This window comes from Paraburkholderia atlantica (assembly GCF_000092885.1).
In the GTDB taxonomy this organism is placed as follows: domain Bacteria; phylum Pseudomonadota; class Gammaproteobacteria; order Burkholderiales; family Burkholderiaceae; genus Paraburkholderia; species Paraburkholderia atlantica.
Map to the genome: position 1 here is coordinate 1268112 of NC_014118.1, position 24151 is coordinate 1292262.

General features: G+C 62.9%; 20 protein-coding genes. 7 read left to right on the forward strand and 13 right to left on the reverse strand.

Going from position 1 to position 24151, the window contains the following annotated elements; genetic code table 11:
• Positions 1 to 280: 280 nt before the first annotated feature.
• The 5 genes from BC1002_RS21715 to BC1002_RS37850 all read right to left on the reverse strand — a co-directional run bounded on the left by BC1002_RS21715 (position 281) and on the right by BC1002_RS37850 (position 2421).
• The gene (locus tag BC1002_RS21715) at positions 281 to 508 is read right to left on the reverse strand and encodes a hypothetical protein (RefSeq protein ID WP_013092139.1); all 228 of its coding nucleotides are present in this window, start codon (positions 506 to 508) and stop codon (positions 281 to 283) included.
• Between the two features lie 97 nt (positions 509 to 605).
• On the reverse strand, positions 606 to 749 hold the full coding sequence (locus BC1002_RS38485; RefSeq protein ID WP_018434255.1) for a hypothetical protein: 144 nt from the start codon (positions 747 to 749) through the stop codon (positions 606 to 608).
• Between the two features lie 58 nt (positions 750 to 807).
• The gene (locus tag BC1002_RS21720) at positions 808 to 1098 is read right to left on the reverse strand and encodes a hypothetical protein (RefSeq protein ID WP_013092140.1); all 291 of its coding nucleotides are present in this window, start codon (positions 1096 to 1098) and stop codon (positions 808 to 810) included.
• Between the two features lie 247 nt (positions 1099 to 1345).
• Positions 1346 to 1678 carry a DUF2322 family protein gene (locus BC1002_RS21725; RefSeq protein ID WP_013092141.1) on the reverse strand — a complete coding sequence of 111 codons (333 nt, stop codon included), beginning with the start codon at positions 1676 to 1678 and terminating at the stop codon, positions 1346 to 1348.
• 467 nt (positions 1679 to 2145) lie between these two features.
• The gene (locus BC1002_RS37850; protein ID WP_157874730.1) at positions 2146 to 2421 is read right to left on the reverse strand and encodes a hypothetical protein; all 276 of its coding nucleotides are present in this window, start codon (positions 2419 to 2421) and stop codon (positions 2146 to 2148) included.
• A gap of 53 nt (positions 2422 to 2474) precedes the next feature.
• Between BC1002_RS37850 and BC1002_RS21730 the strand changes: the two genes are divergently transcribed.
• On the forward strand, positions 2475 to 4667 hold the full coding sequence (locus BC1002_RS21730) for a hypothetical protein (protein ID WP_013092142.1): 2193 nt from the start codon (positions 2475 to 2477) through the stop codon (positions 4665 to 4667).
• A 365-nt stretch (positions 4668 to 5032) separates the two neighbouring features.
• On the opposite strand, the gene BC1002_RS21735 is transcribed toward BC1002_RS21730, so the two are convergent.
• From BC1002_RS21735 to BC1002_RS21755, 5 genes are all read right to left on the reverse strand, one after another.
• Entirely contained in the window at positions 5033 to 5884 is an 852-nt protein-coding gene (locus tag BC1002_RS21735) for a carbohydrate ABC transporter permease (protein WP_013092143.1), read from the reverse strand.
• A gap of 10 nt (positions 5885 to 5894) precedes the next feature.
• A complete protein-coding gene (locus tag BC1002_RS21740; protein WP_013092144.1) occupies positions 5895 to 6869 on the reverse strand; it encodes a carbohydrate ABC transporter permease in 975 nt (324 codons plus the stop codon).
• A 67-nt stretch (positions 6870 to 6936) separates the two neighbouring features.
• Positions 6937 to 8190 carry an ABC transporter substrate-binding protein gene (locus BC1002_RS21745; protein WP_013092145.1) on the reverse strand — a complete coding sequence of 418 codons (1254 nt, stop codon included), beginning with the start codon at positions 8188 to 8190 and terminating at the stop codon, positions 6937 to 6939.
• Positions 8191 to 8275: 85 nt separating this feature from the next.
• A complete protein-coding gene (locus BC1002_RS21750; RefSeq protein WP_013092146.1) occupies positions 8276 to 10255 on the reverse strand; it encodes a beta-galactosidase in 1980 nt (659 codons plus the stop codon).
• Between the two features lie 20 nt (positions 10256 to 10275).
• Positions 10276 to 11427 carry an ABC transporter ATP-binding protein gene (locus BC1002_RS21755; RefSeq protein WP_013092147.1) on the reverse strand — a complete coding sequence of 384 codons (1152 nt, stop codon included), beginning with the start codon at positions 11425 to 11427 and terminating at the stop codon, positions 10276 to 10278.
• Positions 11428 to 11621: 194 nt separating this feature from the next.
• On the opposite strand from BC1002_RS21755, the gene BC1002_RS21760 reads away from it, so the two are divergent.
• The gene (locus tag BC1002_RS21760; protein ID WP_013092148.1) at positions 11622 to 12665 is read left to right on the forward strand and encodes a LacI family DNA-binding transcriptional regulator; all 1044 of its coding nucleotides are present in this window, start codon (positions 11622 to 11624) and stop codon (positions 12663 to 12665) included.
• A gap of 62 nt (positions 12666 to 12727) precedes the next feature.
• On the opposite strand, the gene BC1002_RS21765 is transcribed toward BC1002_RS21760, so the two are convergent.
• Positions 12728 to 13936: an MFS transporter gene (locus BC1002_RS21765; RefSeq protein ID WP_013092149.1), complete on the reverse strand. Its 1209-nt coding sequence runs from the start codon at positions 13934 to 13936 to the stop codon at positions 12728 to 12730.
• A 450-nt stretch (positions 13937 to 14386) separates the two neighbouring features.
• Here BC1002_RS21765 and BC1002_RS21770 point away from each other — a divergent pair, with 450 nt between their 5' ends.
• The 4 genes from BC1002_RS21770 (at position 14387) to BC1002_RS21785 (ending at position 18586) form a co-directional block, all read left to right on the forward strand.
• Positions 14387 to 15388: a sugar ABC transporter substrate-binding protein gene (locus BC1002_RS21770; RefSeq protein ID WP_013092150.1), complete on the forward strand. Its 1002-nt coding sequence runs from the start codon at positions 14387 to 14389 to the stop codon at positions 15386 to 15388.
• 97 nt (positions 15389 to 15485) lie between these two features.
• A complete protein-coding gene (locus tag BC1002_RS21775; protein WP_013092151.1) occupies positions 15486 to 16475 on the forward strand; it encodes an ABC transporter permease in 990 nt (329 codons plus the stop codon).
• Between the two features lie 20 nt (positions 16476 to 16495).
• A complete protein-coding gene (locus BC1002_RS21780; RefSeq protein WP_013092152.1) occupies positions 16496 to 17299 on the forward strand; it encodes an ATP-binding cassette domain-containing protein in 804 nt (267 codons plus the stop codon).
• 42 nt (positions 17300 to 17341) lie between these two features.
• Complete coding sequence (locus tag BC1002_RS21785) at positions 17342 to 18586, forward strand: ROK family transcriptional regulator (protein WP_013092153.1); 1245 nt, start codon at positions 17342 to 17344, stop codon at positions 18584 to 18586.
• 5 nt (positions 18587 to 18591) lie between these two features.
• On the opposite strand, the gene BC1002_RS21790 is transcribed toward BC1002_RS21785, so the two are convergent.
• Positions 18592 to 21705, reverse strand: a complete 3114-nt coding sequence (locus BC1002_RS21790) for a transglycosylase domain-containing protein (protein WP_013092154.1) — start codon at positions 21703 to 21705, stop codon at positions 18592 to 18594.
• Between the two features lie 308 nt (positions 21706 to 22013).
• Positions 22014 to 22952, reverse strand: a complete 939-nt coding sequence (locus tag BC1002_RS21795) for a LysR family transcriptional regulator (RefSeq protein ID WP_013092155.1) — start codon at positions 22950 to 22952, stop codon at positions 22014 to 22016.
• 159 nt (positions 22953 to 23111) lie between these two features.
• Here BC1002_RS21795 and BC1002_RS21800 point away from each other — a divergent pair, with 159 nt between their 5' ends.
• Positions 23112 to 24044 (forward strand): dihydrodipicolinate synthase family protein, encoded by a 933-nt coding sequence (locus BC1002_RS21800; protein WP_013092156.1) that lies wholly within the window; start codon positions 23112 to 23114, stop codon positions 24042 to 24044.
• Positions 24045 to 24151: the final 107 nt, after the last annotated feature.

Below are 24151 nucleotides of genomic sequence, written 5' to 3' on the forward strand. Positions count from 1 at the left end.
CATACGACAATGATTTTGCTGGCGCGTCCCGGTAAAAGACGAGCTACAGATAGAGGCATGTTCAAGAACGACTGTCGACCGTCGCATGCGCGAAAGGCACGCACGACGAGGTGGTTTCGTTGAATTAGCGTCTGCTGGCACTGCGTTAGACGCTGTATGAGGCTCGGGGCAGCCTAGGGTCGCTTTCTTAAGTCAGCCTTAAGCTGCCCCCAAATGAAGCTGGGATGCGGCGAGAGAACGAGTCGGAATATTCGGCTCGCTTGCGCGGGCGTCAGCCGACTCAAGACAACGAAGCAAGCATGTTCGACAGACGCCGGACATGGGCCTTGAATGCATCGCTCGTTTCGCGGTTCGTGGTGGGATTCAGATGCGAGCTTTCGGCGAGTTGCGCCTGCTCGTGAAAGTCGTTGGCGATTCTGCGCTTGATGTCGTCAGGCAGCGACCGCACGATGGAGACCAGCAAAGCCTCTTCGGCATGCAACATGCCGAGAATCGAATGTGTGTCCATACGAGAACCTCCGGGGGGAACATCGTCGGTGCCGGCCGGCAGTGGCGCCGGCGCTCCTCATGTTACCCCGTTGATTCCGCGTCGTTGCGTGTGCGAGTTACTCGGCGATCGAATAGCGTGACGGATGGGCACGCGGCCGTTCTGCCTCACGCTCGACGCGCGGACTCGCGCCGCGAATGAACAGGACCGCGCAAAAAGCGACCATGGCCCAAATGCAAAGAATGACGGTCAACGTGCTCATGTCAGTTTCCGGAACTTCGGGACTACGGGTTGGTACGGTGTTGCTGCCGCGTTCGCCGTCAATGCAGCGTGGACCGCTCGGGCGCACCGAACAGCAGCTCATCGATCAGGGCGGTGGTGAACGTCAGTTGCGTTTCGAGCGATTGACGTGCGGCTTGCGCGCCCGCTTCGTCGCTTCGGGCGACGGCCGCGTGCGCCTGCGTGGCGAGACGCAGGATGGCTTCGGAACCGCGTTGCAGTTCGCGCATCGCGGGGTCGTTCGGACCCAGCGTCGGCTGATCCCGTTCCGAGGCGGTGAGTTCCGGCAGGTCGGTGTCGAACCGGCGGGGTTTGTTGTGACGGGAGGACATCCGGGGCTCCTGACGGAAAAGCGCGATATACGCGACGGGACGAACTCAGTGTGCGCCGGCCCCCCGCGTTTCAATTCGCCGAACAGAAGCCGAATCTGAAGCTAATCCGGGGTCTTCGAGAAAAACGAGGGTTTTTACCGAGCAATCCGCGCTGGGGGCCGCAAATCCGTCGCCGGGGGCATCGGAGTTCGCGGCAATGGCAGGAAAACGTCTACCTTGCAGAAGCAGAAAAAGACTTTTAGCGGTCTCAATCTGCCGGAACGACGTCGATGCGCAATGCCTCGCCGCCGGCGGCAATCACCAGCAGGTGGTCGACGTTCGGATGGGCGCCCGGACGGTTGCGCGCGTCGGCCGTATGCTCGGCGAACAGCGCGAGGCCGTGTTCGGCCGCCTTCGCGTCGAGCGTGCCGAACGCGCCGCGCAGGTAGTTGTACACCGCGAGCGAGCCCTGCTTGCCCGGTTTGTTCTCGATAGTAGCGACCACGGCACCGCTGCCGTTGACCAGATCGATGCGCGCGATACCGTCGATTGCCGGCATTCTGGCGAGATTTTCCTTGAAAACGTTGCTCGGTTCGATCATTGAAACCACTCCTTCCGTTCTAAAAAATGCATGGCGGGCCGTATCTTATCCGATGGGCGGCGAGCGGGTGGATTGGAGGCCGCTGCGAACCGGCACGCGCTGCCGATGCCTGGTATTCCTAGTAAATGTTTCGCACGGATCAAGGGCTCGATAAGCCAGAGAAAACGTTTAACTTAAAGCGCGCAATCCATAAGAATCCGGCCACCGTGTAATCACTTTCGAAAGACCCAGCAAGGAGACGAAAGCAACGCGTCGGCCTCACGCCGCGCGGATGCTTCGCCAACCTAACTAACTTTCTCGGAATTAACCAAATCGATAATCGATGTCGATCGCACAAAAATCAACCTCAAACTGCAAACGATAAACCGCGGATCAAATCATCGAATACCACCTTTTCCACGCCGCACAGCGGCTTGCTCGCGTTTTGGACCGCTTGCAATCCGCTGTGAGATATGATCTCCTACGTCTTACAGATTATTTATCTGCCGCGATTCAGCGGCGTCTGTAATCACCATGCTGCGCTGCAGCGACGCGTGGCTGAGGCACAGCCAAGCAGAGTAAGGAAGATGGCCAACGGCAAGGCTAGCAACGAGGATACACATTCCTCGATGCAGGGAGGCGCTTTGCCCGTCGTAGGATGTCATCTGATGACTGATGTTTTTTAACTTCAAGACATTCTTTTTCTCGGCACGCAGATTATTTGAATCACAAAATCCATTTAAAAGGAGACGAACAATAATCAAGGAATATCGGAAAAGTTAATCAGACCATCAATCAACTAAAATCTGGAGACGAAATGCTTTCCCCGAAGAAAACGACGCTTGCCTTTGCCGTCAGCGCTGCCACCGCGCTTTTATTCACCGCCTGCGGCGGCGGTGTGAATGACGGCCCATCCTCTTCCGGCGGCAGTCCGTCCACGAACTCGCCCTCTCCCACGCCCGATCCGTCGAAAAACGGCGCAATTTCGCTGCATGGAATCGTCTACGGCGCGGCCGACACCAGCGTGCCGACCGGCGCAGGCATTCCAATCACGATGATGGGGCAAATGCGAGCGCTGTTCGATCTGATCAGAAAATCGTCCGATTTCACCCAGGTGGTGATGGATCTCGGCGACGGCAGCCCAGTCCATGTGCTCGATACGAACACCGGCGACAAATTCCTGCCCGGCAAGCTCGCGCTCGGTTTGTCGTGGATCCTGATCGACATGAAAACGAAAGGCGATCCGGCCTACGCCGACTATCTGGCGACGTACCAGAAGATCACGACGGCGATGATGACGCAGATGACCGGCTCCAATTACACGTACGCGAATACGTCCTGGGGCGAGTACTACTATCTCGTCGCGCTCAACAATTTCCAGTCGCACGGCATGCTCAACGAAGTGTTCAGCGACGCGATGCTGAAGACGCTACAGGCGCGCCTGACCTTCTGCGACATGTTCGGCGCCGATGCGAGCGGCAAGACCGACACCTGCCCCGCCGCAGGCACGCCGATCGACGTCGCATCGCTCAATACCGCGCAGAACTACTACGCGGTGTCGTATGGCATCGCGGGGCTGCGGCAGAAGCTCGGCTGGAGCAATCCGACGTTCTCGTCGACCACCGACCCGACCGTGGCCACGATGAACGCGCGCGACGCGCTGCTGTACACGCTGACGAAGCACATCCGCAACGATTCGACCGGCGGCTTCTCCGACGAAGCGTCGAACACGCACACGACCTATTACGATCAGGCGCGCTACGACCGTTACAGCACGCTGCTAATCGGCGAAGTGACCGAGCGCACGCTGGAAATGGGCAATCAGGCAAACCTGACGCCGGAGTTGAAATCGTATCTGCGTAACTCGGTCAACCTGATTCTTCCGCAGCTCAATACCAAGGGCCAAGGCTTCAACTATGGCCGCTCGATCGGTCCGTATGGCGACTCGGCATTCATGGAAGTGCTGACCGCCGCCGCCAATGCGGGCATCCTGACCGATCAGGAAATGAAGGTCGCCTACACGTACATCTACAAGTCGGCTCTGCGCTACAGCAACTTCTGGTACGACCCAACGCTGCCGACGCCGTCCGTCAACATGTGGGTCAAGGGCCGCGGCACCGACTCGTATCGCGGCAAGCCGCGCGTGATGGGCGAAAACTTCAGCCTGCTGCATCAGTACATGTACGTGAACGCGTGGTGGGACAAGCTCGGCTTCAACGGCAAGGCGCCGCTGTCCGATACCGACATGCAGTCTTATCTCGACGCGTTCCCGCACTACACGCTGACCTGGTACAACCAGCCGGGCGATACCGCGCATCCGTATAGCGCCGCGCTGATCACGGTGCGCGACGGCAGGCGCGTGATCAACCTGAACCTGAGCCAGGCGCCCGACTACAACTCGTACACGCCGTACTATCCGGCGCCGTCCTCGGACAATCTTGTGCACGGTACGACGGACCTCGCCTATGCGCTGATGATTCCGCAAGTCACGTACAACGGCAAAACCTATATTCCGGTCACGTACTACAAGAATCTGAACGTGCAGGAAACCAACGGCCAGGTGGTCGTCACGTTCGACACCGCGAAGTTCAGGCAAGCGGCCAAGAACGCGTTGTACACGACGGATCTCGATCTGCAAGTGCATACGGTGATGACGTTCGCCAAGGGCTCGATCACGCGCACCGATACGCTGAGCTCGGGCACGTTGGCGGGCAATCTCGCGGTAGAAACGGACTACACGTCGTTCGCGGACTTTCAGAACACGACGGCGAATAGCGACGGCTACTCGGTCAGCTACGCGAATAGCCCCGCGACGAACTACGCCGCGGTGGGTTTCGATAGTTGCGCGCTGTCGCAGCTCGATACGGTGAACGGTGCGACGAACCCGTTGTCGACCACGCCGATCGGACAGTTGCACTCCAACTTCGCCTGTACGACCAATCCGTTCGCGTTGACGGGCGGCGCCAGCCGTACGCTGTCCTGGACGCTGAAGTACGCTGATCCGGCCTGATAGGAGTAGCAGCAATACCGGTAGCAGAAGTTGCCTTGTTAAGGAATCTCCGAGTCGGAACAATGCGACATCAACGCAGCGAACCCGAAGACGAGTCCGATTCAGGCAACTTCACCCGAGCTGGCAATCATGCGCATTTCCTTTCTGCTCAGGCTGCGGATCTCGCGAGCAAAGCGAGCGAAGGGAAGCGGCCCCTCGATAGGGCGCGCGCGGCGTTGAATACCGTTATGCGGTGGGTCAAGCAGGCTTCCGCCGAAAAGCGTTGATGGAGAAATGCGAGAGCGAACGTTCATTCGCCACGCCGAAAAAAAGCCCGCTTACGCGGGCAACCCTTCTCAACGCAGCATCGCCACGCGCCAACATCTTCACCCCTTCGTCGCGCCAAACGTCAGGCCCGCGACAAAATGCTTCTGCATCGCAAAGAACATCATCACCGATGGCAGCGCCGCCAGAATCGATCCCGCCGAAACGAGATTCCACGCGGTCGTCCACTGCCCTTTCAGCGCGGCTACACCCACCGTGATCGGCGCGGCGTCATCGCCTTGCGTCAGACACAGGGCCCAGAAATAGTCGTTCCACACGAACGTGAACACGAGGATCGCCAAGGCCGCGAGCGCCGGACGAATCAGCGGCAGCACGATCCTGAAGAACACGGTCCACTCGTTCGCCCCTTCTATGCGTGCCGCCTCGACCAGTTCGAATGGCAGCTGCTTGATGAAGTTGCGCAGAAACAGCGCGCAAAAGCCGGTCTGGAACGACACATGAAACAGAATCAGCGCGCTCACGGTATTGAACAGCCCGAGCTGCAACGACAGATCTCGCACCGGGATCATCAACACCTGGATCGGCACGAAGTTGCCCGCGACGAACGTGGCGAACAACATCGAATTGCCGCGAAAGCGATAGATCGCCAACGCAAAACCCGCCATCGCCGCGAGTGCGATCGAGCCCACGACCGCAGGCACCGTGATCAGCACGCTGTTCCAGAAGTAATGCCGCATCGGCGACGTCGTCAACGCCTCGCGATAGTTATCGAACATCGCGAAGTGCTTCGGCCATCCCCAGTAGTTGCCCTCGCTCAGTTCTTCGGTCGAACGCACGGACGTGATCAGCACCGCGATCATCGGCAGCAGCCAGATCACGAGTGCGATTGGCAACGTCAGCTTGTATGCGCGGCGCGTGGCCGGCTTCCATTTGTCGATCGGAATCGGAAACATCAGCGGCTCCTTATTGCTCGGCGCGCAGCATCCGCCGCAGGTGATAGACGATGTACACGAGCATGATGCCGAACAGCACCACCGCGATCGCCGCCGAATAGCCGATGCGGTAGTACTTGATCGCCTGGTCGTACATGAAATAGGCGAGCACCGTCGAGCTTTCGAACGGACCGCCGCCCGTCATCACCGAAATCAGATCGAAGCTGCGCAGCGCGCCGATGATCGTCACGACGATCGCCATGAACGTGGTGGGCCGCAACTGCGGCAGGATCACATGCCAGAGCATCGACCAGCCCTGCGCGCCTTCCATTCGCGCGGCTTCGATCTGCTCGGCGTTCAACGTGGTCAAGCCGGTCAGATAGAGAATCATGCAGTACGCGGTTTGCGGCCACAGTGCCGCGAACACGATGCCGAACGTCGCATAGCGCGGATCGCCGAGCACTGGCACGCCGTGGCCGAGCATCATCGCGAGCAGGCCGAAGGTCGGATCGTAGAACCATGAAAAGATCAGCCCGACCACGACGCCCGACAACACGAACGGCGCGAAAAACAGCGACTTGACGATACGGATGCCCGCCACCGCCTGGTTCAGATACAGCGCGACGGCGAGGCCCATCGGCGGGGCGAGCAGGAACAGCACGAGCCAGATCAGGTTGTTCCTCAGCGCCGTATAGAACGTCGGCGTATGAACGAGCTCGATATAGTTCGCGAGGCCGATGAAGGTCGGCTCGGTCATCCCGTCCCAGTTGAAGAAGCTCAGGCGGATCGTCGAGAGGATCGGCCACACCACGTACACGGCCACCATGAAGCAGGCCGGTGCGAGAAACAGGAACGCGGCGCGCCGCTGCCGCCGCGCGGTCGGCGTCGGGCCGCGCCGGCGCGACGCGAGCGGCGCGCCGCCCAGCGCACCACCCGACGCCGGCAACCCCTGGCCGCCGGATTCAACAGGACCGTCGACGCTATGACGGCTGACGGAATGCGACACGATCAATCTCCCGATCTGATCTGATACGACCCGATGCATCGGACAGCGGCCGTGCGGCCGCCGCCGCTCACTTCTTGTAGATGCGTTGACGCGTCTGCTCGAGCTGCGCGAGGATGCTGTCGAGCTTCGACGGATCGGAGACGAACTGCTGCATCCCCTTCATCCCTTCGTCGGCCATCTCCTTGGTCATGTCGCGATCGTAGAACTGCGCGATGCCGCCCTTCGTATTCGACAGGATCTGGAAGCCGATCTTCGAAATCGGATCTTCAGGTTCCGGCGACTTGCTGTTCGCCGATAACGAGCCGAGCCCCTTTGCGAGTTGCGCACCGATTTCGGGCGTCTCGACGAAAGCGAGGAACGTGTGCGCATCGGCCTTGTTCTTCGCTTTCGATGGAATATGCAGCGATTCGACCGGCCCATCCTCGGCGGTCGGCACCTTGGAGTCGATGATCGGGAACTGGAAGTACCCCATTTGCGGCTTTACGTTGTCCGGGAAACCCGCCGCAATGAACGTCCCCATCAGCATCATGGCCGCCTTGCCTTGGAACAGGAACGGCTGCACCGCGTCGAGATCGTAGGACAGTGAATTGTTGATGAAGTAGCCGTCGTCGATCAGCTGCTTCCACGTCGTATAAACCTTCTTCACGCGCGGATCGGTGTACGGAATCTCGCCGGCCATCAGCTTCTGATGGAACGCATTGCCGTTCAGCCGCAGATCGAGGTAATCGAACCAGCCGGCAAGCGTCCATGCATCGCGGCCCGCCACCGCGATCGGCGTAATACCGGCGGCCTTCAGCTTTTTCCCGGCGTCGAGAAACTCGTCCCACGTTTTCGGCTCGCCCTTGATGCCGGCCTTCTCGAACAGGTCCTTGCGATAGAACGTCCCCCACGAGTAGTACACGGTCGGCGCGGCGTATTGCTTGCCCTTGTACGACGACGCTTCCTTCGTCGACGCATACATGTCGTTCCAGCCGTTCTTCTGCCAGTCGCCGGTCAGATCTTCGAACAGGCCACGCTGCGCGTAATACGCCATACGCTCGCCGTCGTGCCAGTTGACGATATCGGGTGCGACAGTCGAAAGCCAACCCGGCAACTGAACCTTGTAGGCCTCTTCGTCGATGAACGACACCTTCACGTCGATCCCGGGTTGCGCCTTCTTGAACTCGTCGACCACCTGCTGCCACACCGCGCGCTGGCTCGCGCCCTTGAACGCGATGTTCATCGCGAGCGTGCCCGCCTGCGCGGTGCTGACGACCGAGGTCCCCGCGGCAACCGCGGCCAGCGCGAGCGCCGCCAGAATCTTGCGTGGTTTCAGTTTCATCCTGACTGTCTCCTTCATTCCATGGTTTTTACGTCGTTGTCGCTTCTGTATCGAATGACTGCGTGGAATTGCCAAGGCCAGACTTCTATTGCGAGCGGTAGACCGCTACCCCTTGCGGCGCCACCTCCCGGGAGCCGATCACGAAAGCGTCGTCGGAAATGTTTTCGAGCGTATAGGCTTGATCGCCATAGTTGAACACATAGGTCAGTCCGCCGCGACGGCTGATGCGCACGCTGTCGCCGAGTGCCTGCGTTTCGAGGCCCGCTTCCTGTGCGATCCGCGCGAACAGGCGCACTGTCAACGCGTCGTCGAACAGGCTCGCGAGGTAGTGGAACGCGCCGCTTCGCACGTACGCGGGATGACCGTCCGCGAAACGCGCGCGCACGTCGAATGAGGATGATGCATCGCTGTCGATGAAATCGCGCCAGTGTCGCGCGAAGCCGTCGGCCGCACCGCCTTGCTGGTCCAGCACCACCGCTTCGGTCACGTTCGGCCGCATCGATTCGACGCGCCACACGCGCAGCGGCAACACCGACGTCAAGGCACCGGGCGGCAGATTCGCCGGAATCCGCAGGTCGCGCGTCTTCGATCCGGTGCGCGGGCCGAGCACGACTTGCGCGCCCGAGCGTGCGAGACGTTCGGCGAAATCGTCGGGCACGACCGGCAGCGGCGGCACGACGACGAGGCTATAGCCATCGAACGACGCATTGGCCGGCACCACATCGACGTCGAGTCCGAGCGCGCGCAGAGCCGAGTAGTACTCGAACGCGAAGCGCGGATAGTGAAAGTCCGCGCCTTGCGGATGAATCTCGAACAGCCACTTCGCTTCGTAGTCGTAGACGAGCGCGACTTTCGAACGGATCGACGCATTCGCGTCGGCATTCGCGGCGAGCACCGTGTGAATTTCCGATGCCACCTGCGAGGCTTCATTGCCGCCGACGTCGAGCCGGTTATCGGGCGTATTGAGCCCCGCGTGCATCTGCTCCTGCGCGAACGGCGCCTGACGCCAGCGGAAATACGACACGCAACCCGCGCCGTGCGCGAACGCTTCCCAACTCCACAGCCGCACCATGCCCGGCAGCGGCGCCGGGTTCCACTGCGCCCAGTTCACCGGTCCCGGCTGCTGCTCCATCACCCACAGCGGCAGCTTCGACATGCCGCGATATACGTCGTGATTGAACGACGCGAAATCCGGATGACCGGTACGCAACCAGCGCGCCTTGATGTCCGGTGCGAACCACTGCTCTTCGAGCGCGCCGAGCGGATAGCTGTCCCACGTCGCGACGTCGAGATCGGCCGCGACCTTGTAGTGATCGAACTCGGTGAAGAGCTGCATGAAGTTGTGCGCGACGGGCCGCCCCGGCGAATGCGCGCGAATGATCTCGACCTGCATGCGGTTGTAGCGCGCCACTTCGTCGGATGCGAAACGCCGGTAGTCGAGCCGATGCGACGGATGCGCCTCGGTCACGGTGCCGACCGGCGCGTCGATTTCTTCGAAACCGCGGTACTCCATGCTCCAGAACACCGTGCCCCACGCGTCGTTCAACGCCTGGATCGTGCGATAACGCGCCTTCAGCCACTCGCGAAAGCGCGCGACCGCGGCTGGCGAATAGCTGACCACCGTGTAATGACAGCCGAATTCGTTATCGGTCTGCCAGAAAGCGACCGCCGGATGCTTGCCGTAGCGCTCGGCCACCGCCGTGCAAATTCGCCGCGACGCCTCGAAATACGCGGGCGACGAGAAGTCGTAATGACGCCGCGAGCCGAACGCGCGCGGACGTCCATCGGCGCCGACCGGCAGGATGTCCGGATGACGATCGATCAGCCACTTCGGCGGCGTCGCGGTCGGCGTACACATGACGACCTTCAGGCCAGCCGCGCCGAGCACGTCGACGGCGCGATCGAGCCAGCCCCAATCGTATTCGCCGGGGGTCGGCTCGATCCGGCTCCACGCGAATTCGGCAATGCGCACCTGCTCGATGCCGAGCGCTTTGATCCGGCGCGCGTCGTCTTTCCACATCGACTCGGGCCAGTGCTCCGGGTAATAACAGACTCCTAAACGCATCCCTGTGTCCCCAATGTTCTTCAAGCGTAGTGTTCGACGGTTTCGAGCGACGCGGCCGCGAAGCCGTCCTCGGTAAACAGATGACAGGCGGTAAGCGGCACCCGCAGGCTCGCGCGATCGCCTGGCGCGAGGTGCGTGTTGCCCGGCGCCTTGGCGATCAGCACGGCGCCGCCGGGTTGATCGAGGTGCACGTAGCTGTGTTCGCCAAGCTGCTCGACGAGCGATACGGTGCGCGCGAGCACACCCTCTTGCGACGCGGCCGATGCATCGACGAACTCCAGATGCTCGGGGCGCACGCCGAGCGTGACCGGCTGAGCTGACTGCAAGCCCACGCTGCTGACCGGCACACGCACGTTCTCGCCGGTGTGATCGAGCGTGACGAGCACGCCTTGCGTATCGACCGACGCCACCTTGCCCGGCAGGAAATTCATTCGCGGCGAGCCGATAAAGCCGGCCACGAAGCGGCTTTTCGGGCGGTGATACAGCTCGAGCGGCGCGCCGATCTGCGCGATGCTGCCGTAGCGCTCGGTGTCCTTGCCCGAATGCAGGAGCACGATCTTGTCCGCGAGCGTCATCGCTTCGATCTGATCGTGCGTCACGTAGACCACGCTCGCCTTCGCGAACTGCTTATGCAGGCGCGCGATTTCGACGCGCGTTTGTCCGCGCAAGGTTGCATCGAGATTGGACAGCGGTTCGTCGAACAGGAACACGCCGGGCTCGCGCACGATCGCCCGGCCGATCGCGACGCGCTGCCGTTGCCCGCCTGACAGCGCCTTCGGCTTGCGCTCGAGCAGTGCCTCGAGTTGCAGGATGCGCGCGGCCTCACGCACCTTGCGCTCGATTTCATCCTTCGGGGTCTTAGCGAGTTTCAGACCGAACGCCATGTTCTCGAACACGCTCATGTGCGGAAACAGCGCATAGCTCTGGAACACCATCGCGACGCCGCGTTGCGCGGCCGGCACGTCGTTGACGATCTTCCCGCCAATCGACAGGTCGCCGTCGGTCACGTCCTCGAGTCCGGCGATCATGCGCAGCAGCGTGGACTTGCCACAGCCCGACGGGCCGAGAAACACGCAGAATTCGTTTTCGCCGATATCCAGATCGACGTTGCGAATCACCGGCGCACCGTCGCCATACGCCTTTTGCACGCCTCGTAACGAAATGCTCGCCATTGCCTCGACTCCGTGATTTAATCGGCGCGAAGTCGGAGATTAAGCGCTTAATCAGCGTGACCGAAAAATCGATCGCAAGGCGATCGTTGGGTCTGTCTCCGATATCGTTTTGTACGTTGGTTCGACGACAGATGTTGCCGCGCCTTGCGCCGCGACGCAAATGTCGGGCAGCCATCCCAGATACTGACCAGATCATGCCTACACTCAGCGAAGTCGCGCGTCATGCCGGCGTTACGCCGGCCACGGTGTCCAACGTGCTGCGCAATCGCGGCCGCGTCGGCGAAACGACCCGGCAACGCGTGCTCGACGCGGTCGCGGCGCTCGGCTATCGCCCGCATCTCGCCGCGCGTGCGCTCGCCGAAGGCCGCGCGCCGACGCTTGCTTTGATGGTGTCGAGCATCGCGAATCCGTTCTATCCGGAGTTCGCGCTCGCGGTCGAACGCGCCGCGCGCACGAGCGGCCACTTCGTGATCATCTGCAATACCAACGAGGACCCGCTGAGTGGCCGCGCGTACCTCGACCAGATTGCCGGCACCTTGTCCGAAGGTGTGCTCGTGACCAACGCGAACCTCGATTTCGCCGATCTGCACAAGACCGAAGCGCGCGGCACACCGGTCGTGCTGTGCATGTGGGAGCGGCCCAGCGAGCCGCCCGGTTTGCCGTGCGTCGCGGTCGATTTCCGGCTGGCCGGCAAACTGGCCGCCGAGCACCTGCTCGAACTCGGGCATCGGCGCATTGGTGCGATCGTCGGCAGCAAGGCGTCGGGTATTCACGCGACGCGCTATGAAGGTTTCGTCGACGCATTGCGCGCAGCCGGCGTGCCGAAGAATCGCGTGCGGCACGGGCTCGACACGATCCACGGCGGCTACCTTGCGGCCCGCGCGCTGCTCGAAGCCGATCCGCAACTGAGCGCGATCTTCGTGACCAACGACCTGCCCGCGCTCGGCGCAATGCACGCGGCGGCAGACCTCGGCCTGCGCGTGCCGCACGATCTGTCGGTGATCGGCATCACCGACATCCAGCTCGCGCGCGAGTCGCGTCCCGCGCTGACGACGGTGGCGGTACCGACGGTCGAGGTCGCCGGACTTGCAGTGGAACTGCTGCGCGAGCTGATCGAGACGTCGTACGGACAGGCGGGACGCGCCGTGGGGGATGTACGGGCGCAGGTGCCGATGCGGATTTCGTCCGAGCCGAAACTGGTCGTGCGCGCATCGACGGCCGCGCCCCGCTCGCGTTGATGCGGCCGTAACAGCCACGACGCAACGTTGCAGCCGACGAGGTTCGGCCAGCTTGCCGCGCATCAACTCGCGTGACGAGGCACACGCGCACCGACCGCCAAAGCAATGCAGGCCAATACCGCGGAAACCGCGGCGAATGCGACGTTCGCCCACAAATGCCCGACCCGGGTCGACAGCAAAGCTATGCCGACCGCCGGCAACGAGTTGCCGGTGTAACAGCAGAGCAGATACGCCGATAGCAATTCGGCGCGCTGGTCCGCGGGCGCGATCCGGTTGACCTCCTGCAAGCTGCCGCGGAAACCGAGCGCGGCCGCGATGCCACACGACGCCGTCGCCGCGCTCAGCACCACGATCGACGCGGCGACCTGCGCCCACAACAGCAACGCCAGACTCGGCGGCAACAGCCACAGTCCGGCAAACATTGCGGTGCGGGCGGCAAGTTTCGACGTGACCATCACCGTGATCGTGCTCGCGGCAAACAGTTCGGCGACGAGCGCCCCGCTCAGCGCGGGGCTATGCAGATGCATGCTGTTCGCGATCAGATTGGGCAACAACGCCGCGAAAAAACCGAGCAGCGCGAAGGTCGCGAATGCGGTGACGGCAGGCACGACGAATGCCACGCGCAATCGTGCGGGTACGCCGATGCGTGGCGCGAACGACACCTGCGCCAGGGTCCGGGCGCGCTCCTGCACCGTTTCGCATGCGAGCGCCGCCAACGCCGCGGTGACCAGAAGCGTCAACAGATAAACGACGAACACCGTGTGCAACGGCCACGGCGCGAATTGCGCGAGCAGACCGGTCAGCAGCGGCCCCACTCCGAGCCCGGCCAGATTGACCGCCGCGGCAAGACGGCTGGCGGGCGCCTTGTCGGCGCCGGCGTGCAATTCCGCGATCCATGCGGTCGCCGTGGCGGCACCCACGCCGATCGCGAGTCCGCTTGCCGCTCGAGCGACGAAAAGCCACGTCGCATGCGTGGCGAATAGAAAGCACATCGTGCTCGCGATCGCGGCTGCGAGCACCAGCAGAGTGACCGGTCGACGGCCGGCCTGATCGGACACGCGACCGAATAAGAACAACGCGCCGAGATTGCCGATCACGTAGGTCGCGTACACGAGCGTGATCGTCAGATCGGACAGTCCGAACCGGTGTTGATAGAGCGGATAAAGCGGCGTGACCATCGTGCTGCCCGCGTACAGAACGCCGATCACCAGCGCGGCGGCGATCAACGATGCGCGGGAGCCGAGTCGTCGCTGCCACCAATGCGAAGGCATGGGTCTCTCCGGCAGGTTCACGTCCTGTCGAGGCGAGCAAGTGCTGTTCCGCCGCGACCTCTTCTCAGGTTTCAGCGGATACCGAAAAAGCGCGTTACGCGGCGCGAATTGCGTTGAAAAACCCTAGTTCAGCCTTCAACAAGCTTTCAGTTGAGCCAGGACTTTCCCGAAGCCGAGACCCGCTGCTCCGCACTGCAACACTCCTTCAAAGCCTTGCCACACAAGGCTCTCAGCCTGCATCCGGGGCGCTGCATGGCAATTATTCTGCTTTCACATTTCCTTGACGATCGGCTGCGCGCCTGCTGTACTAAATCAACCAAAGTGATTTAGGCGATTTCCTTCGGACCACGTCGAATCGAAGCGTCATCGCCAAACGTTGACCCCGCAGTTTTGCAGTTTCGATCTATCTGCAGTCTCACACGTCGTTGCCAATAACCGGAGGAGCGTCTTATGAATCTGAATTCCCACAGGCGTCCTGTCGCCAGGACAATCGTGTCGATGTGCACCGCGGCAGCGGCGCTGTGGTGCGCGAGCGCGAGTCAGGCCGCCGACCAGCCCGTCATCGGCCTGATCACGAAGACCGATACGAATCCGTTCTTCGTCAAGATGCGCCAGGGCGCGGACGCGACCGCGTCGAAAGACGGCGCGAAACTGATCACGGCCGCCGGCAAGTTCGACGGCGACAACGCGAGCCAGGTCACCGCGATCGAAAACATGATGACGGCCGGCGCGAAGGCGATCCTGATCACACCGAGCGACACCAAGGCGATCGTGCCGAGCATCAAGAAGGCGCGCGCGGCCGGCGTGATGGTCGTCGCGCTCGATACGCCGACCGATCCGCAGGACGCGACCGACGCCCTGTTCGCCACCGACAACTTCAAGGCCGGCGTGCTGATCGGCAAATATGCGAAGGCCGCGCTGAACGGCAAGCCCGCGAAGATCGCCACGCTCGATCTCGCGCCGGGCGTGTCGGTCGGCGTGCTGCGTCACAACGGCTTCCTCGAAGGCTTCGGCGTCAAGGAAGGCGATGCGTCGATCGTATGCAGCCAGGACACGCGCGGCGATCAGGCGAAAGGCCAGACCGCGATGGAAAACTGCCTGCAGAAAGCGCCGGATATCAACGTCGTCTACACGATCAACGAACCGGCCGCGGCCGGCGCGTATCGCGCGCTGAAGGCGGCGGGCAAGGACAAGGGCGTGATGATCGTGTCGATCGACGGCGGCTGCGAAGGCGTGCGCAACGTGAAGGCCGGTGCGATCGCGGCGACCTCGCAGCAGTATCCGCTGAAGATGGCCTCGCTCGGCGTCACCGCCGGCGTCGACTACGCGAAGACCGGCAAGAAGGTCTCCGGGTATCAGGACACCGGCGTCACGCTGATCACCGATAAACCGATGTCCGGCGTCGATAGCAAGGACACGAAGTTCGGCCTAGACAACTGCTGGGGCAAGTAACGCGCATTGCACAGCGGCCCGTTGCGCGTCGTACCGGGCCGCCATCTGATTCGCCGCGTGACCTTCACGTCACGCTCATGTACCGAGGACTGCCATCATGTCGACCCCTTCCGCGCCCGCCGGCCGCCCGCGCCCGTCTTTCTCCGAGCACCTTCCGTCGCTGTCCGAAATCGGACCGCTGATCGCGCTGGTGCTGGCCTGCGGGTTCTTTATTTCGCAGAGCAGCCGCTTTCTATCGTTCCAGAACCTGTCGCTGATCCTGCAACAGACGATGGTCGTCGCGGTCATCGCGATCGGCCAGACGCTGATCGTGCTGACCGGCGGCATCGATCTGTCCTGCGGCATGGTGATGGCTTTCGGCTCGATCATCATGACCAAGTTCGCGGTCGTGCTCGGCGTACCACCCATTCTCGCAATCCTGTGCGGCATCGGCGCCAGTACCTTGTTCGGCTTACTGAACGGTCTGTTGATCACGCGCATCAAGTTGCCGGCGTTCATCGTCACGCTGGGTACGCTGAACATCGCGTTTGCGCTCACGCAGATCTACTCGAACGCGGAAAGCGTGTCGAACCTGCCCGACGCGATCATGTTCTTCGGCAGCACGTTCAAGCTCGGACCGGCGGAAGTCACGTACGGCACCGTGCTGACGCTGCTGATGTACCTGGCCACGTGGTTCGTGCTGCGCGACACGGTGCCGGGGCGCCATCTGTACGCGCTCGGCAACAACGCCGAGGCCGCGCGGCTGATGGGCCTGTCGTCGCAGCGGATTCTGCTGATCGTCTACACGCTCGCCGGCGCGATCTATGGCATCGCCGCGCTGCTGTCGGTAGCGCGCACCGGCGTCGGCGATCCGCAAGCCGGGCAAACCGAGAACCTCGACAGCATCACCGCGGTCGTGCTCGGCGGCACGAGTCTGTTCGGCGGACGCGGGTCGATCGTCGGCACCTTGCTTGGAGCGCTGATCGTCGGCGTGTTTCGTAACGGCCTGACGCTGATCGGCGTGTCCTCGGTGTACCAGGTCTTGATCACCGGCATCCTCGTGATTCTCGCGGTCGCCGCCGATAAACTCTCGCACCGCGGCCGTTGATCCCGCACAGGAGCCTTGTCATGCTGACCTCCACCTCCCCTTCCACGTCCTCTGCGATGCCGGTTCTGCAAGCACGCGGGCTCGTCAAACGTTATGGCAACGTGACCGCGCTCGACGGTTGCGATTTCGAAGTGCTGCCCGGCGAAATCCTCGCGGTGATCGGCGACAACGGCGCGGGCAAATCGTCGCTGATCAAGGCGCTCTCGGGCGCGACGGTGCCCGACGAAGGCGAGATTCTGCTCGACGGCAAACCGGTCAAGTTCCGCAGTCCGCTCGATGCGCGCGCTCAGGGCATCGAGACCGTGTACCAGGAACTCGCGGTCGCGCCGGCGATGAGCATCGCCGAAAACCTGTTTCTCGCCCGCGAATTGCTGAAACCGGGCTGGCGCGGCTCGCTGCTCAAGATGATCGACAAGCGCCGCATGCTCGACGAAGCGACCGCGGCCATGAAAGATCTGCAGATCGGCATCCGCTCGATGCGCCAGGCGGTCGAAACGCTGTCGGGCGGTCAGCGCCAGGGCGTCGCCGTGGCACGCAGCGCGGCGTTCGCGCGCCACGTCGTGATTCTCGACGAGCCCACCGCCGCGCTCGGCGTGAAGGAAGGCAACATGGTGCTCGAACTGATCCGCCGCGTGCGCGATCGTGGTCTGCCGGTGATTCTGATCAGCCACAACATGCCGCACGTGTTCGAGATCGCCGACCGCATCCACATTCAACGGCTCGGCCGGCGCGCGGCGCTCGTCAATACGAAGGACGTGCACATGTCGGAAGCGGTCGCGATCATGACCGGCGCGAAGAAAGCCGACGTGAAGGCGATCGCATGACGCGCCGCTCAACCCGCTGAGCCACGAGGCCGATACACGACAATGGACACCTCCAGCACCAGCACGCGTTCGCCGGTCAAACGCACGGTCGGCTCGAACCAGGTGGGCATGCGGCAATTCAACGAGCGGATCGTGCTGCAAACGATCCGCTTGCATGGCCCGCTGCCGAAGGCCGAGGTCGGCCGCCTCACGCGTCTTTCGATGCAGACGGTGTCGATGATCGCCGATCGGCTGATCGCCGACGGTCTGCTCGAAAAGCAGGCGCGCGTGCGTGGCAAGATCGGCCAGCCGTCGGTGCCGATCGCGTTGTGCGCGGACGGCGCATACACGATCGGCATCAAGGTCGGACGCCGCAGTCTCGACGTGCTCGCGATGGATTTCGCCGGGCGCATCGTGTGCCGCGACGTGTTCGAGTATGCGTATCCCGACCCGAGAACGCTGTTCCCCGCGCTCGAAAGCAAACTCGCGCGCGTGAACCAGACGCTCGGTGCGAAGGCCGGCAAAGTGGTCGGCGTAGGCGTCGCGGCGCCGTTGTGGCTCGGCGGCTGGCGCGACTTTCTCGGCGCGCCGCCCGACGCGCTCGAAGCCTGGAACGACATCGATCTACGCGCGCGCATCGCGACGATAACCGGCCTGCCCGTCGAGTTCGCCAAAGACACCACGGCCGCGTGCGCGGCCGAGCTCGTGATGGGCCAGGGCCGCGGCATCCACAACTTCCTGTATCTATTCGTCGGCACATTCATCGGCGGCGGGCTCGTGATCGACGGCCGTCTGCATGGCGGTCCGCACGACAACGCGGGAGCGGTCGGTTCGATCCCGCTGCGCGAAGGCAGCGCCCGCAAACCCGCGCGGCAGTTGCTGCACGCGGCATCGGGCTTCGTGCTCGAACAACTGTTCAGCGATGCGGGCGCGCCGGCCGCCGCGGCGCACGATCATCGCGCGCTGTCGCCCGAGTTGTGGAGGCATACCGAGCAATGGCTCGACAGCGCGTGCCCGGCAATCGCAAACGCGCTAACCAATGCGGCCGCGCTGCTCGATCTCGAAGCCGTCGTGATCGACGGCGAGTTCGACCGGCTATTGCTGCGCGAGATCATTCGCCGTACCGAGCGCGTACTCGATCGTTTCGAATGGGAAGGGATGGTGCGGCCGCAATTGCTGGAAGGCGCGATCGGCGCCGATGCCCGTGCAATGGGCGGTGCGATTCTGCCGCTATACGCGCATTTCGCACCGGTCCATGAACTGTTTCTGAAGCCGGCGGCCACCGAGGTGGGTTATGACGAGCGGTAAGCGCTTCAGTGCGCGGCGACCTTCGTCGCAGCTGGCGGCGATTGCGCCGGCACCGTCGTCACGGTTTTCTGAACCGGTTTATCGAGCAACGGCTGCAACGCCGGCGCCATCGACTTCAGCAACTGCACCGCCAGCGCACTCGTGAAGTCGTAACGCGCGGCATACGGCTCGTGCACCCACGCGGTCAGCGTGCCGTAGAAGCGGTCGCCGAGCGCGAACACGAAGGTCGCGCTGCGATTCACCTTGCGCGACTCGATCAGGCGCGCGCCCTTCGCGTAAACGTTCAAACGCTGATCGCCGGTGCCGGTCTTGCCATAGACTTCGAGCGTTTCGCCGTTCGGGAACGTCATGCCCTGCGCGAGACGCCTCGCGGTCCCGCCCGTCACGACATCACGCAACAGCATCCGTACCTCACCGGCGATCTCCGGCGACACCTGCTGCTGCGGCGCAACCACCGCGCGCCTGAAATGCGTTTCGTACGGCGTATCCTTCGCGAAGTCGATTTGCGTCAGCGTTTCGGTCGGCACCTTGTTGCCGCCGTTCGCGATCACGCCGATCAGTTGCGCGAGCGCCGCCGGACGATCACCCGACGCGCCGATCGCGGCCGCATACGACGGCGTCAGCGACGCAAACGGATAGCCGAGCGCCTGCCAAGACTTGCCGATCGCGTCGAACGCGCGCAGTTCGACCATGCGCTTGATGCGCCGATCCTGAGTCGCGTGATAGCGCGTCTTGAAGAGCCACGAGTAGGTGGACAGTCGCACGTCCTGGCTTGCGGTTTCGATCTGCGCGAGCGTCGCATCGGGATGCTTGCGCAGATAATTCAGCGTCCATAGTTCGAGCGGATGCACGCTGGAGATATAGCCGCGGTCGTTCAGGTTGAAACGGTTTATGCCGTACTTGTCGTACAGATTCGCGAGGTCTTCGTCGTCGAGCATCGAAGCCGACGGCGTGTTCTTCAGCGCCGCGTACATCATCCTGTTGAACCACGCGTTCGATTGATCCGGCGCCACGCTGCGCAAAGCGGTCGCCACTTTCGGCGGCGATTTGCGCACGCCGAGCAGCAACAGCGTGATCTGCTGATCGGGCGTCTTGCCGTGATACTTCGTGTAGAAGCGCTTCATGTACACGCGGCTTTCCTGATCGGCGAAACGCGTCAGATACATCTTGCGGGTCGCGGTATCGCCGAGCCACTCCGACGACGGCCCGGTGGTCTGCACCATTTCATAGTGCACGATATCGCGCATCAGCCGCACGAACACGAGATTCACCGAATGCTGGAACGCGCGATGCACGGTCAGGATGCGGCTGTTGTCGTCGGACTCGAAGTTCGTGAAGGTCTGCGCGCCGCCGCCCGTAAAGAAGGTTTCACCCGGGCTCGCCGAGTATTTACGCTCGACGGCGGCGTCGAGCATCGGCTGCAGCGAATGATCTCGCGTGTGCAGCAGATAGTCGATCGCCCAGCGCGTCAGCCGATCGTTCGGATCGGGTGTGATCGCTTTCAGCTCGGCATTGCTCAGCGACGCGTAACGGGTGTGCAAATCGGTGACGATCTGCAGATACGTGATCACGGTGCGCAGTTTCGCGGTCGAGCCGAGGTTCAGGCGCGCGCCCGAATTGATGTCGAACGGCTGGTTCACGCTATCGGTCTGCACGCGCACGAGATTCGCGTCGCCGTGCCGCTCGAACAGCGTGAAGCTGTAGGCGATATGCGTCGGATCGTCGGACCCGCGCAGCATTTCGTAGCCCACCAGCCCCGCGGCCTTCGCGCCGTCTTTGGTCGCGGCGGCGGCGAGGCGCTCGGCAATGGCCTGTTGTACGTCATTGTTCAGCGTGCCCGTCGCCTGCATGTCCAGGCGGTCGAGTTCATAGAAACTGCGCACGCCGAGCGCGGCGAGCAGATGCGAGCGCATCGACGTGACCGCCTTGCGCGACACGAACGAACCGAGATCCGGTGTGCTGCGCGGCGCGCGATGCAGTTCGACATGCGCCGCCAACGCCGCGTCGCGCAACTGCGCGGTGATCACGCCGCCACTCGCGAGCAGCCGCAGATAGCTGTCGGTCAGCCGTTCCAGCTCGGGATAGCCGCGCTGCAGGAAAAACGACGGCGCGCGCTGCGCGATCATCAGCGACAACACTTCCCGAAACGCCAGGCCCTGGTCGGGCAGATTCGTGTCGGTCGACGGTGCCTTCAGCAGACGGTTGGTCTCGCGGAAATCGCGCCCGTACCAGGCGGCGAGACCATCGCCGATACCGTTGATTTCGCCGACGCCGGGCTGCGCGGCAAGCGGCACCGAGTTCAGATAATGCACGACGATCTGTTCGCGCGCGGGCAGCGTTTGCGGTCCGTTCAGATAGGCGCGCACCGACGCGGACGCGATTTGCCGCAGCTTTTCCGGCGGCGTCGCGGTGCGGCCGCCCGCCGAGTGACGGAATTTCTCGATCTGCGTCGCGAGCGTGCTGCCGCCCGGCGTCTGCTGATGTCGATTGAACACGCGCGCGCCCTGGTCGGCGAGCGCGCGGCTGAAGCGCCCCCAGTCGATCGCCGGATTGCGGTTCGGCTGATTCGGATCGAGCAGATAGCGGTCCTCGATGAACAGCAGCGAGTTCACGACGAGCGGCGGAATCGCGTCGAAGCTGTCGTACACGCGGCCCGGAAACTGGGCGCTGTATAGCGGCACGCCGGTGCCGTCGAACAATTGCAGGCCCGCGGTGTCTTTTTCGTCGTAAGGCAGGAACAGGCCGCCATCTGCCAGCGACAGCATGCGTTCTGAATCGCGCGCCTGCGAGCTGATTTCGAAGCCATGCTGCAACAGACGCTGCTGGATCGCCGGCAACAGCGCGTAGCCGAGGCGCGCGTCGTACGGGCCCTTGTCGGCTTGCGGAAAGCGGATGGAATGACTGGGACCGTCGGCGACCGAGAAACCAACGTCGCGAGTCAGTTCGGAAAGGTAGCGCGCCTGTAGCCGCGAGGTCTCGACCTCGATCTGCACGAGCCGCGCAACTAGCGCCATCGCGAGCAGGAAAAACGCGGCCAGGCCCCATTTGAGCCAACGCCAGCTCCGCACGGTCACGGTGCTGGTCGCGCGAAGCGGAAACCGAAGCGGTGGCCGATTCATGGCTGCTCTCCCCGAGCGATGGCCAGGATGTCGAGCCTGGCTCAGTTCATTTAAACCAGTGTAGCTCGGAACGAGAGACCCTCATCGGCTCAGATTGACGTGACAGTGTCGCGGCTACAACACCTGCTGGCGTCGAATGACAAAACGCGAACCGGCATGAGATATTGAATATCTTTTCACCCGAATACCAAACCGTCTGTTCGGACGGTTTTGCCGTTTCTGGCGGGCCTTGCCGAAATAAAGTCGCTTTTTTGCTGGCATTCTTACCGGCAACGGGCGGACGGCTGAGCAAGCTGGTTGCGCCGCGCCTAAGTTCGCGTTTTCGTCTGCGCGCGCAACAGCGCGATAAACCGCTCCGCCGGCGGCGACAGCACGCCGCCCTTGCGCGTGACGATGCCGAATGTCTGCGACGGCGATTTGAGCCTGACCGGCACGACGCGCAGCATCTTGTGCCGCACGAACGGCTCCGCAATGGCGCTCGGCAGCAGCGAAATCAGTTCGGCGCTGCTTTGCAGCAGTGCCACTGTCACGAAAGTGGAAGCCGTCGAAATCGGATTGTCGGGCATGTCGAGGCCGGCGAGATCCATCTCGCGTTCGAGCAGCGCATGCAGCGGCATATGTGACGGATACGTGACCCAGCGATGCCCGGCGAGATCGCTCAACGTCATCTCGCGACGCAGCAATGGTGCATGCTGATACCCGACCACCACCGCCAACGGCTCGTCGCCGAGCGGGCGATACTGATACTTCGACGGATCGGCCGCGACCGCCGCGCGGCCGACCACCAGATCGAGCCGGCCGTCGTCGAGCTGCGCGAGCATCCGCGCGCTGGTGTCCTCGACCACCTCGATCGACAGACCCGGTTGCGCCGCATGCAATTGATTCAGCGCGGGCACCACGCAGTCGGGAATCGCGCCCATGATCGCGCCGAGAGCGAGCCGGCCGCCGCGCCCGGAACGTATTTCGGCGACGTCCTGACAGAGCGCGGTGAGGTCGGACGTCACAACGCGCGCATAACGGATCACGCAATGGCCGAGCTGGTTCGGAATCATGCCGCTTTTCGAGCGCTCGAAAAGCGGCGCGTCGAGCATCGATTCGAGCTCCTGCAGCGCCTTGCTCGCCGCCGATTGCGTCATCGACATCACGCCGGCCGCCTTGTGCAGCGATTTGTGATCGTCGAGCGCGATCAGCAGTTGCAGCTGCTTCATGCGCAGCTTTGATAGCAGGACGTTCAGTGTGTCTTTCATTGCGGGGGTGATTCGTAAAAGCGATCACGATATGGAAACAATTCAATATACCTGTGAGGCCCCGCGCCGTATAGTCGCCGCAGCAGACATTCATCCAGTTGCGCCGCTCCCTTGCGGGCTCGGGCGCAATCCTTCCATCCGAACACGGACCACATCGCCATGAGCCAAGCGTCACACTCCCCCGCCCTGCGCGGCGTCTTCCCCGTCGTGCCGACGATCTTCGACGATTCCGGCCGCCTCGACCTCGAGGGCCAGAAGCGCTGCCTCGATTTCATGATCGACGCCGGCTCGAACGGCCTGTGCATTCTCGCGAACTTCTCCGAGCAGTTCGCGCTGTCCGACGACGAGCGCAGCACATTGATGCATGTCGCGCTCGAACACGTCGCGGGCCGTGTGCCGGTGATCGTCACGACCACGCACTTCAGCTCGTATCAATGCGCGGAACGCAGCCGCGCCGCGCAGGCCGCGGGCGCCGCGATGGTGATGGTGATGCCGCCGTATCACGGCGCGACGATCCGCATCGGCGAGCGCGGCATCTACGAGTTCTATCGCACGGTGTCCGATGCGATCCAGATTCCGATCATGATCCAGGATGCGCCGGTCAGCGGCACGCCGTTGTCCGCGCCGTTCCTCGCCCGCATGGCGCGCGAGATCGACAACGTGTCGTACTTCAAGATCGAAACGCCGCAGGCTGCCAACAAGCTGCGCGAGCTGATCGAACTGGGCGGCGACGCGATCGTCGGTCCGTGGGACGGCGAGGAAGCAATTACGCTGATGGCCGATCTCGATGCTGGCGCGACCGGCTCGATGACGGGCGGCGGTTATGCCGATGGCATCCGCCTGATCATCGATGCCTATGCGGCCGGCGATACCGAAGCCGCCGCCGCGCACTATCAGCAGTGGCTGCCGCTGATCAACTACGAGAACCGCCAGGGCGGCCTCGCATCGTGCAAGGCGCTGATGAAGGAAGGCGGCGTGATCGCTTCGGACGCGGTGCGTCATCCGCTGCCGCAGATGCATCCGGCGACGCGCGAAGGACTGTTGAAAATCGCGCGCCGGCTCGATCCGCTGGTGTTGCGCTGGGGTCGATAACACGCTTTGAGATGCAGCGGGGCGCCCGCCGACCTGCGGGCTCACGCGGGCTGGACGGCGACACGCGATTGCCGCTAACCTAGCGCGTGTCCACGAGCTTGCGCCCC